We start from the raw sequence: 10376 nt of genomic DNA on the forward strand, positions 1-10376 counted from the left end.
GTGTGCCCGTGGCCCCCCCCGTTCTCCCCCGCCGCGGCGTTTCGGGCCCCGGGCGCGCGGCCCCGGTGTCCTCGGCCCTGGTGCCCTCGGCGTCAGATCTGGACGCCGAAGTCCTGGGCGATGCCGGCCAGGCCGGAGGCGTAGCCCTGGCCGACGGCGCGGAACTTCCACTCGCCGTTGTTGCGGTAGAGCTCGCCGAAGATCATCGCGGTCTCGGTCGCGGCGTCCTCGGAGAGGTCGTAGCGGGCGAGCTCGGCGCCGCCGGCGGCGTTCACCACGCGGATGTGGGCGTTGCGGACCTGGCCGAAGTTCTGGCCGCGTGCGACGCCGTCGTAGATGGTGACGGGGAAGGTGATGCGGGCGGCCTCGGCGGGCAGGGCGGCCAGGTTGACGTTGATCGACTCGTCGTCGCCCGCGCCCTCGCCGGTGCGGTTGTCGCCGGTGTGCACGACGGAGTTGTCCGGCGTGCTGGTGTTGTTGAAGAACACGAAATGGGCGTTGGACAGCACCTTGCCGTCCGCGTTCAGGACGATGGCGCTGGCGTCGAGGTCGAATTCGGCGCCGGTCGTGGTGCGGACGTCCCAGCCCAGGCCGACGGAGACCGCGGACAGGCCCGGGGCCTCCTTGGTCAGCGAGACGTTTCCGCCCTTGGAGAGGCTCACTGGCATGGTGGTTGCTGTCCCTTCGTTCGCTTTTCCCGGGACAACGCGATCCTCCGGCGAATTGGTTCCACCGGCGGCTGTTAATTTCCAGCGTGTGTCAACTCCGGGCAAAGCATGCGCAATGCTGGGGTCAGATGCGGCGGAACTTGCCCTGGAGCGACCAGATGTTGGGGTTGTCGGCCAGGTCGGGGTGCATGTCGAACAGGTCGGCGAGGGTGTCCTGGAGGAAGTCCCGCGCCTCGCGCCGCAGTTCGCCGTGGCGCACCACCGCGGGCGGCTCGTCGGGCAGCCAGGTGGCGGTGACCTCGACCCAGTTGAAGCGGCGGGCGAAGCGCAGCAGCTCGGTGTTCTGGGTGAAGTCGAGGTCGGCGGTCTGGACGCGGGCGGCCCGGCCGCCCGCCGGGTCGCGGTCGAGCTCCTCGGCGATGTCGCACAGCGCCCACGCGAAGTCGAGCACCGGGACCCAGCCCCAGGCGGTGGAGAGCTCCGCGCCCTCGGCGTCCAGGTAGACGTCGCCGCAGAAGAGGTCGTACCGCAGGGCGTGCACGGAGGCGGTGCGGTAGTCGGTCTGCGGGGGGTCGGGGAAGCGGTTGGAGAGGGAGTAGCCGAGCTCGATCACACCGCCATTGTCGGGGCTCGGGGCCCGTGCCGGATAACCGGGTGACCGGGCGGGCCGGGCGCGGGATGATGGGCGCATGCCCGAGCCCATCCGCGTACGGGGATCGGTGGTCGTCCCCGACGCCGAGCTCGTCTGGCGCTTCTCCCGTTCCTCCGGCCCCGGTGGCCAGCACGTCAACACCTCCGACAGCAAGGTCGAGCTGCGCTACGACGTGGCCGCCTCGAAGGCGCTGCCCGAGGTGTGGCGCGAGCGCGCCCTGGAGCGGCTGGCGGGCCGACTGGTCGACGGCCGGGTGCTGGTGGTCCAGGCCTCGGAGTTCCGCTCGCAGTGGCGCAACCGGGAGGCGGCCGCGGCGCGGCTGTCCGCGGTGCTGACCGAGGCCTGCGCGCCGCCGCCGAAGTCCCGCCGGGCGACGAGGCCGAGCCGCGGGATGGTCGAGCGGCGGCTGTTCAACAAGCGGCACCGCTCCGAACTCAAGGAGGGGCGGCGCTCGCCGCGCTCCGAGTAGCCGCGCTGTAGCCGCGTTCCTCGCTGCCGCCGTCGGGCCGTCCGGTGCGGCGGCTCAGCCGAGCGTGCGGTAGCCGCCGCGGAAGTAGAGCAGGGGCCGGCCGCCGGGGTTCGGGACGACGGCCTCCAGGACGCGGCCCAGCAGCAGGGTGTGGTCACCCGCGGGTATCCGCTGCTCGGTGCGGCACTCGACGGTGGCCAGCGCGCCCTCGATCAGCGGGGCGCCGGTGGCCGGGCCGCGGTGGTGCGGGGTCTCCGAGAACAGCAGCCGGTCGCTGAGCCGGCCCTTCATGGCGAAGCGCGAGCCGGTCGTCTTCTGGTCCTCGGTGAGCACCGAGACCGCCCAGGTGTCCACGCGCGCGAGCACCTCGTCCATCCGGGAGTCCTCGCGGACCGAGATCAGCACCAGCGGCGGCTCCAGCGACACGGACAGGAAGGACGTGGCGGTCATGCCGATGTCCTCGCCGTCCTCGGGGTCGTGGACGGTCACCAGGCTCACGCCGGCGGCGAGCTGGGAGAGTGCGGCCCGGAACTCGTCGGGCGTGGCGTTGGCGGCAGCTTCGGGCTGCGGGGACGGGTACACGTACCGCACGGTAGCTGGCGTCCGGGCGTCGCGACATCGGGCCGTGGTCGTAGGACCAGGGGCGCAGGGGTGACGGCCGGCGCCGGTGGCGGGACTCACCCCCAAGGGTGAAGCAGGCGGCCTGCCGGGCGACAGGCGGCTTCAGTGCGCGGTCAATGCGGTCGACCACGAGAAATGTTCCGATAGCGCTTTCTGTCCCGCTATGGGACGGATGAGCTGATTAAGGGCGCATTAGTGTCGTGTGATTTAAGTCACAAGTGGTGGCCTATTGCTGACCGAGCGTGCCGAACGCTGTGCTCCCTGTGATTCAGTTCTTCTGGCAATCGGACGATAACCAATCAAGAACTATCCGAAGCAGCCGGGGAGCCCCCGCATGGAAGCCGAGTCGGAGCCGTACGTCCGTCTCGCGACCCTCCGCACCTTGCACCGGGTCGTGGCGGACCTCAACGCTGCCCGCAGCCTGGCGGGCACGCTGCAGGCCGTCGTCGAGGGCGCGGTGCACGGGCTCGGATTCGACGCCGCGGCGGTCAGCCTGGTGCGGCCCGACGGCGACCTCGTGGTGGCGGCCGTCTGGGAGCTGGAGGAGAGCGCCATGGGCGGCCCCTCCGTGCTGCTCGGCCAGGTCGGCTCCCGCGAGTCCTGGGACCGGCTGCTCGGCGTCAGCGACCACTGGGGCACCCTGCGCTTCCTGCCGTACGACCGCGGCTGGGCCGTCGCCAGCGACATCCCCCGCTGGATCGGGGACGGCGCGATGCCCGTCTACGCCAACGACTGGCACCCCGCCGACGGGCTGCTCGCCCCCATGTACAGCGCCGGCGGCGACCTCCTCGGCGTCCTGTCCGTGGACCGCCCGCGCAGCGGCAAGCGGCCGGGGGCCTGGACCCGCGAGGCGCTGGAGATGTTCTCGCTCCAGGCCTCCATCGCGATCGGCAACGCCCGCCTGCGGGCCGAGATGCAGCGCGCGCTGGCCCGCCTGGAGAAGGAGCAACAGGCACTTCGGGCCAGCGAGGAGAGCTTCCGTCAGGCCTTCGAGTACGCACCCAGCGGAATGGCCATCACCGAACTGCACGGCGCCGGGCGCGGCCAGCTGACCAGGGTCAACGACGCGCTCTGCCGCCTGCTCGGCCGTCCGCGCGCGGTCCTGCGCCAGCAGAGCTTCGTCGACCTCGTGCACCCCGAGGACCGCGCCCTGCTGGAGCGCACCAGCGCGGAGAGCGGCCGGGCCGAACTGCGGCTCTCCCGGCGGGACGGCGGCTACCAGTGGGTCTGCCTGCGCAACTCGGTCGTGGCGGACGCCGCCGAGGGCCCCAGCTTCCTGCTCACCCACGTCGAGGACATCGAGGACCGCAAGCGCCACGAGCTCCAGCTCGCCCACCGGGCCAGCCACGACGCCCTCACCGGCCTGCCCAACGGCGCCGAGCTGAAGGCCCGGCTGGCCCGTCGGCTCTGTTCCGAGCCGCAGACCGTCGGCGCCGTCGTCGGCCCCGCGGAGGCCGCCTTCCCGCAGCCGTACGGCGGCTACCAGGCCGACTCGTACAGCGCGCACGCCGCGTACGACGGGCTGGAGGGGGCCGAGCCGTACGCCGCGGCGGTGCACACCTACGGCGCGCCGGACGGGGGGCTGCCGGTCGGGTACGGCGCCGCCGGGTTCGGGGGCGCGGGGTTCGCGCCGAGCGGGTTCGGGCCGGTGTACCCCGAGCACGTGCACGCGGTCGTCCCGGCCGAGTTCGGGCCGGGCGGCGAGCCCTGGTCCGGCTCGTTCCGCGCGGGCGCGGGAGGCGGCGCGATCGTGGACAAGGGGCTCGCGGTGCTCTTCTGCGACCTCGACGGCTTCAAGTCCATCAACGACCGCTTCGGCCACAACGCGGGCGACGCGGTGCTGGTCGAGGTCGCCCGGCGGCTCAGCCAGGCCGTCCGGGACGGCGACACGGTGGCCCGGCTCGGCGGCGACGAGTTCGTCGTGCTGGCCGACGGCATCGGGCGCGAGGAGGCCAAGGACCTCGCCCACCGGCTGCGCAACGCGATCATCCCGCCGATGCGGATCGACGGCCGGGCGATGCGGGTGGGCGTGAGCCTCGGGATCGGCTGGGCCGGCTGCGGGATGAGCACCGAGGAGGTCCTGCACACGGCGGACGAGCGGATGTACGACGAGAAGCGGGCCAGGGGCGGCGCCGTGCGCGGGGCCAGGGGCGAGCGCTCGCACCGCCGGGCGGGCTGAAGCACTGCCGGGCGGGCTGAAGCACTGCCGGGCAGGCTGAACCCGGGGGCGGGCGGCCCAGGCTACCGGCGGGTTGTCAAGCCCTCGTTCCGGGCGGTCCGGTCGGGCAGGTAGGGTTCCCGGGTAACGAGAGCGTCCATGACCTGCGCCGGGGGCCGCCAGCCCGGCGGCGCGAACGATGGGGGAGTTGACCACCGTGACGACCGCCGGCAACAACGGAGCGCCCGAGGGCCCGGAGGGCGGTGCCCCGCAGGAGGACGACCCCTTCGGCTACCTCTACCGCCCGGCCGAAGGCGCCTCCGGGCAGCCGGCCGAGCCGCAGCAGGGCGTGCCGCGCACGCCGTACAGCCGCCCGATGGAGGTCGGCCGCGCCCAGTACGGGCAGCAGCAGCCCTACCCTCCGCGCGCGCAGCAGCAGCAGCCGCAGTACTTCCAGCAGGGCGGGGCGCCGCAGCAGGGCCCCGGCCAGCAGTACCCGCAGCAGTACGGGCACCAGCAGCCCGACTACGGCAACGTGCCCACGCAGCAGACCCGCTACGCCGAGCACTCCCGCCCGCAGCCGGGCGACGACCGCCAGGGCAGCAGCGGCCGGAGCAAGGGCGCGGTGATCGGCGCCGTGGCGGTGGTCGCGGCGATCGCGATCGGCGCGGGGATCGCGCTGTCCACCGGCGACCCGGGCGACGACAAGAAGGCCGTCAAGACCGGCCAGCAGACCGCCACCTCCGCGGCGCCCGGCACGAGCGGCCCCGGCACCCCGTCCGGGACCTCCTCCGCCTCGGCCTCGCCGAGCGCCTCCGCGTCGGGCGGCCCGGTCACGGTGGACGCGGGCCAGCTCCAGGGCCAGAACGCGCCCTCCGGAAACACCGTCAAGGGCGCCAAGTCCGCGGACGGTGGCTACCTGACGCTCCAGCCGGGCGGTTCGGTGAGCTGGACCGGTGAGGTGCCCGCGGCCGGCACCTACAAGCTGACCGTGCACTTCAACAACGCCGCCGGCGACGTGCGCGGTGCGGCGTCGGTCAACGGCAAGGACTGGCCGAGCGGACTGGCGTTCAAGAACTACTCGCCCGGCAAGGACCCGGCGTCCTCGTGGTACTCCACCTGGATACTGCCGCAGCTCCAGGCCGGCTCGAACACCATCACGATGACCGTGCCGTCCGGTGGGCCGATCCTGGTCGACCAGATCACGGTGGAGCCGAGCAGCTGACGGTTCGGCGGAGGTTCGACGTGCCGACGGCCGCCCGTCCCCGGTTTGGGGGAGGGCGGCCGTCGGCGTTCCGTCAGGTGGTGGCGGCGGTGGTGGTGGCGGTCATGCGGGCTTGACGGTGGTGAACCGGTCGCCGCCGACGATCCACTCGCCGCGGCGCATGACGGCGACGAGGTCGTGGGTGGCGGAGTCGAGCACGACGAGGTCGGCGTTCTTGCCGGTTTCCAGGGTGCCGATGGAGTCGGCGAGGCCGAGTAGCCGGGCGGGGGTCGTGGAGAGCGATTCGACGGCCTGGTTGAGCGTCAGGCCGTTGACGGTGACCGAGCGCTTGAACGCGACGTCCAGGGTCAGCGTCGAGCCGGCGATCGAGCCGCCCTCGACCAGCCGGGCCACGCCGTCCTTGACCTCGACCTGGAGCGGGCCGAGCGGGTAGAGGCCGTCGCCCATGCCGGCCGCGCCCATGGCGTCGGTGATCAGGGCGACGCGGTCGGCGCCCGCGGTGCCGTAAGCGAGGTCGAGGACGGACGGGTGCAGGTGCACGCCGTCGTTGATCAGCTCGACGGTGACGCGTTCGTCTTCGAGGAGGGCGACGATCGGGCCCGGGGCGCGGTGGGCGATCGCCGGCATGGCGTTGAACAGGTGGGTCGCGACGCTCGCGCCCGCCTCGACGGCTTCCAGGGTGGTCGCGTAGTCGGAGTCGGTGTGGCCGACGGCCGCGATGACGCCGAGGTCGGCGAGCATCCGGACGGAGTCCAGGCCGCCGGGGAGCTCGGGGGCGAGGGTGACCATCTTCGCGTGGCCGCGGGCCGCGTCGACCAGCTTGCGGACCAGCGCCGGGTCCGGGTCGCGCAGCAGGTCCGGGCGGTGGGCGCCGCAGCGGTTGCGGGAGATGAACGGGCCCTCGAAGTGGATGCCGGCCAGCACGCCGTCCTCGACCAGCTCGGACAGGACGGCCGCCTGGCGGGCGACCTCGTCGATCTCGCCGGTGACGGTCGAGGCGATCGTGGTCGTGGTGCCGTGTTCGAGGTGGGTCCGGGCGGCCCGCAGCGCCTCCTCGGCGACACCGGAGGCGTACGACGCGCCGCCGCCGCCGTGGACGTGCAGGTCGACGAAGCCGGGGACGACGGTGTGGCCGGTCAGGTCGAGGTCACCCGGCTCGGTCCCGCCTCCGCCCAGCCCACTCGTGATGGCGGCGATCCTCGTGCCCTCGACGACGATCCGGTCGCCCTCGACGACCCCGCCGGGCAGGACCAGCCGGGCGCCGGCCAGTGCGGTACGGTCACGCTCCGCGGCAGTCACGCGGTCACCTCCATCTGTCGGGACGGGCGTCCCGGGTTCTCGAATGCGCTGGGTGATGTCAGGCCGCCGCTGTGGTCGGTGAACTGGCCCGGGGCGGTGGTCGGCGTCCGGGGGGCACGGGGGTGCGGAGGCCGGGCCGGCTCGTGCGGTTCCGGTTGCCGAGCATGAGGCCTCGGGGACCGGGTGGGGAGCCCCCTCATGGGCGCGGGGGGTGGGTTTCGGCGAGCAGGTCCCAGGCGAGGAGACCGGCTCCCAGCGACGCCGCGGTGTCCTTCAGCATCGCCGGTACGACCTTCGGGGGCATCTGGAAGGTCAGGCGCTCGGTGATCGCCGCGCGCAGCGGGATGAAGAGCGTGTCGCCGGCCTCGGCCAGCCCGCCGCCGACGATCACCGTGGACGGGTCGAGCAGGCTCTGGGCGAGCACGATGCCGTCCGCCAGGGCGTCGACGGCGCCCCGCCAGACCGCGATCGCGCGCTCGTCCCCGGCGTCCACCGCGGCGGCGCAGGATGCCGCGTCGGCGTCGGGGTCGCCGCTGGCCGCGGCCCAGGCCCGGGAGACGGCGGAGGCCGAGGCCAGTGTCTCCAGACAGCCCCGGGCGCCGCAGCCGCACTGCGGGCCGCCCGGGCGGACCACGACGTGGCCGATCTCGCCGCCGTAGCCGTGGGCCCCGGCCTCGATCCGGCCGTCGATCCCGATGGCCCCGGCGATGCCGGTGCCCAGCGCGATGAACAGGAAGCGGCCGACGCCCCGGCCGGCGCCGATCCGGCCCTCGGCGAGCCCGCCGGAGCGCACGTCGTGGCCGAGGGCGACGGGGATCGGGGCGGCGTCGCCGTCCCGTCCGTGCGCGGTGGCGAGGCGTTCGCCGAGGAGCTTGCGCAGCGGCAGGTCGCGCCAGCCGAGGTTGGCGGAGTAGACCGCGATGCCGTTCTTCTCGTCGATCGTGCCCGGCACGGCCACGCCGGCCGCGAGCGGGGCGACGCCGAAGCGGTCGCGGCCCTCGGCCGCCAGGTCGGCGGCGAAGTCGAGGATGGCGGCGACGACGGCGTCCGTGCCGTGCTCCCGCCCGGTCGGTCGGCGTGCCTCGAACAGCACGGAGCCGTCCTGGGCGAGCAGCGCGGCCTTCATGCCGGTGCCGCCTACATCGAGTGCGATGACGTGCTTCACGGGGGACAGTTTCCCTTGGCCGGGTCGAAGAGGTCTAGTCCAGTTGTCGGATTGGTCTGGTCCATACTGGGTGAGCTTTGTCGCAGATGCGGGTGTTGGTGCCGGTGTCGGTGCGGGTTTCGGTGGGGCTGTTTCGTTGCGCATCGTGCAATGACGTCCGCACTTCGATAACTACTTGCCGGACATGGGGCAGAGGTATGGACCACTGTGGGGTCGGTTTGGCAGTGTTGCGCCTCACCCCTGCCGGATTCACCCCTCCGGTCGCATTTCTCCCCCCGAAGGCGGTACCCGCGTTGAACAGGCGCGCCCACGTTCCCACCCGTGTGCTCGGCACCGCGCTGGCCGCAGCCCTCGTGCTCTCCGCGGTCAGCGCCTGCAGCGGGCAGGGCGACGGGCCCGTCACCATCAGACTGGTCGCCGCGGACTACGGCGAGAACGCCGACACCAGCACCAAGCTGTACTGGGACGAGGTCGTGCGCGGCTTCGAGGCGCAGAACCCCGGCATCAAGGTCGACGTCGACGTCGAGAGCTGGACCGACATCGGCAAGAAGGTCGACGACCTGATCGCGTCCGGCAAGTCGCCCGACCTCCTGCAGACCGGCGGCTTCGCCGACCAGGTCGCCGCGGACCGGCTGTACCCGGCGGCGGACGTGCTCTCTCTGGACACCCAGTCCAAGTTCATGGACTCCTTCGCCCACGCCGGGCAGGTGCTCGGCACGCAGTACGGGATTCCCTTCGTCTCTTCCTCGCGCGTGCTCTTCTACAACAAGACGCTCTTCAAGCAGGCGGGAATCGGCCAGCCGCCGACCACCTGGAGCGAACTGCGCCAGGACGCCGAGAAGATCAAGGCGAAGGTGCCGGGCGTGACCCCGTACGGCCTCCCGCTCGGGCCCGAGGAGGCACCGGCCGAGTCCATGCTCTGGACGCTGAGCGGCGGCGGCCTGCTCTCCGACGACGTCGGCAACTACACGATCGACAGCACCCAGAACCAGGCCACCTTCACCTGGCTGAAGAGCAACCTGGTGAGCACCGGGCTGACCTATCCCGAGCCCGGCAAGATGAACCGCACCCCGGTCTTCCAGGACTTCGCGGCCGGGAAGGTCGCGATGCTCAACGGGCACCCGACGCTCCTGCGGATGGCCACCGCGGGGAACATCGACTTCGGCACCGCGCCGATCCCCCGCAAGGACGGCCTGAACAAGACCGGCAGCCTCGGCGTCGCCGACTGGATGATGGCCTTCAAGGCCAACGGGCACAAGGACCAGATCAGGAAGTTCCTGTCCTTCGTCTTCATGCGGGAGAACCAGCTCAAGTTCGACGAGCGCTACAACCTCCTGCCGGTGACCCAGGACGCCTTCGGCCAGATGTCCTCGGACCCGAAGCACGCCGACCTCAAGCAGTTCGCGGCCGGGCTGACCAACGCCAGCTTCTACCCGTTCGGCGACCCGGCCTGGGCGGACGTGAGCAACCGGATCAAGGCGGGGATCGGCGAGGCCGTCACCGGGGACCCGAAGCAGGTCCTCACCGGGCTGCAGGACGCCGCCGTGAAGGAGACGGCCCGGTTTCGGAAGTGAGGTGAGGCCGGGCCGGGGGAGGGCGCAGAGTGTGTCGTAGGGGCGTCCGAGAATGACACTTCGTCGGTCGTGGGGCGTTCTTGCAGGAGGTGTTCTCGTGGGCGAGCTGAGTGAGCGGGAGCGGGCGGTGCTGGAGCTCGAAGGGCGCCAGTGGCGTACGGCGGGGGCCAAGGAGCGGGCGATCCGGGAGGAGCTGGGGATCTCCAGTACCCGGTACTACCAGGTGCTGAACGCTTTGCTGGACCGGGCGGAGGCGTTGGCGCAGGCTCCGGTGCTGGTGAATCGGTTGCGGCGGGTGAGGGATGTGCGGCGGGCGGCTCGGTGAGGGGTCCGCTGCGCGGGGCTTGGGTGCGTGGGGGGCTTTCGGGTGGGTGGGTGACGCCGGGGGTGGCTCCGGGGGTGGCCGCTCCGGGGGCTGGATGATTTTCCGACTGCCGACTCTGTGGGTGGGGGGTTCTCGCCGTTGGCAGTCTGAAAATCACCCGTCACGCCCCTCTCCGCGGCCACCCCCTCCGCCACCCCCTCCCGCAGCGCGACCCTCTCGC

General features: G+C 72.5%; 10 protein-coding genes. 5 read left to right on the top strand and 5 right to left on the bottom strand.

What is annotated here, in order from left to right:
• Positions 1-92: 92 nt before the first annotated feature.
• Positions 93-668: a TerD family protein gene (locus AB0O00_RS20190; RefSeq protein ID WP_363653636.1), complete on the bottom strand. Its 576-nt coding sequence runs from the start codon at positions 666-668 to the stop codon at positions 93-95.
• Between the two features lie 124 nt (positions 669-792).
• On the bottom strand, positions 793-1281 hold the full coding sequence (locus AB0O00_RS20195; protein WP_363653638.1) for a hypothetical protein: 489 nt from the start codon (positions 1279-1281) through the stop codon (positions 793-795).
• Positions 1282-1357: 76 nt separating this feature from the next.
• Between AB0O00_RS20195 and arfB the strand changes: the two genes are divergently transcribed.
• Positions 1358-1789: an alternative ribosome rescue aminoacyl-tRNA hydrolase ArfB gene (gene arfB / locus AB0O00_RS20200; RefSeq protein ID WP_363653640.1), complete on the top strand. Its 432-nt coding sequence runs from the start codon at positions 1358-1360 to the stop codon at positions 1787-1789.
• Between the two features lie 54 nt (positions 1790-1843).
• Here arfB and AB0O00_RS20205 read toward each other — a convergent pair whose 3' ends face one another.
• Positions 1844-2371 (bottom strand): flavin reductase family protein, encoded by a 528-nt coding sequence (locus AB0O00_RS20205; protein ID WP_363653642.1) that lies wholly within the window; start codon positions 2369-2371, stop codon positions 1844-1846.
• 373 nt (positions 2372-2744) lie between these two features.
• On the opposite strand from AB0O00_RS20205, the gene AB0O00_RS20210 reads away from it, so the two are divergent.
• Both AB0O00_RS20210 and AB0O00_RS20215 read left to right on the top strand, forming a co-directional pair.
• Positions 2745-4589: a diguanylate cyclase gene (locus tag AB0O00_RS20210; RefSeq protein WP_363653644.1), complete on the top strand. Its 1845-nt coding sequence runs from the start codon at positions 2745-2747 to the stop codon at positions 4587-4589.
• A gap of 187 nt (positions 4590-4776) precedes the next feature.
• Positions 4777-5793, top strand: coding sequence for a hypothetical protein (locus tag AB0O00_RS20215; protein ID WP_363653646.1), 1017 nt, complete (start codon positions 4777-4779; stop codon positions 5791-5793).
• Positions 5794-5895: 102 nt separating this feature from the next.
• Here AB0O00_RS20215 and nagA read toward each other — a convergent pair whose 3' ends face one another.
• Both nagA and AB0O00_RS20225 read right to left on the bottom strand, forming a co-directional pair.
• A complete protein-coding gene (nagA, locus tag AB0O00_RS20220; protein WP_363653648.1) occupies positions 5896-7092 on the bottom strand; it encodes an N-acetylglucosamine-6-phosphate deacetylase in 1197 nt (398 codons plus the stop codon).
• 196 nt (positions 7093-7288) lie between these two features.
• Positions 7289-8257: an ROK family protein gene (locus AB0O00_RS20225; RefSeq protein ID WP_363653650.1), complete on the bottom strand. Its 969-nt coding sequence runs from the start codon at positions 8255-8257 to the stop codon at positions 7289-7291.
• 293 nt (positions 8258-8550) lie between these two features.
• Between AB0O00_RS20225 and AB0O00_RS20230 the strand changes: the two genes are divergently transcribed.
• Both AB0O00_RS20230 and AB0O00_RS20235 read left to right on the top strand, forming a co-directional pair.
• Positions 8551-9831 carry an extracellular solute-binding protein gene (locus tag AB0O00_RS20230; RefSeq protein WP_363653652.1) on the top strand — a complete coding sequence of 427 codons (1281 nt, stop codon included), beginning with the start codon at positions 8551-8553 and terminating at the stop codon, positions 9829-9831.
• Positions 9832-9883: 52 nt separating this feature from the next.
• Positions 9884-10156, top strand: a complete 273-nt coding sequence (locus AB0O00_RS20235; protein WP_363653654.1) for a DUF3263 domain-containing protein — start codon at positions 9884-9886, stop codon at positions 10154-10156.
• The last annotated feature ends 220 nt before the right edge of the window (positions 10157-10376 follow it).

It is taken from the genome of Kitasatospora sp. NPDC093558 (assembly GCF_040683475.1).
Taxonomy (GTDB): Bacteria; Actinomycetota; Actinomycetes; order Streptomycetales; family Streptomycetaceae; genus Kitasatospora.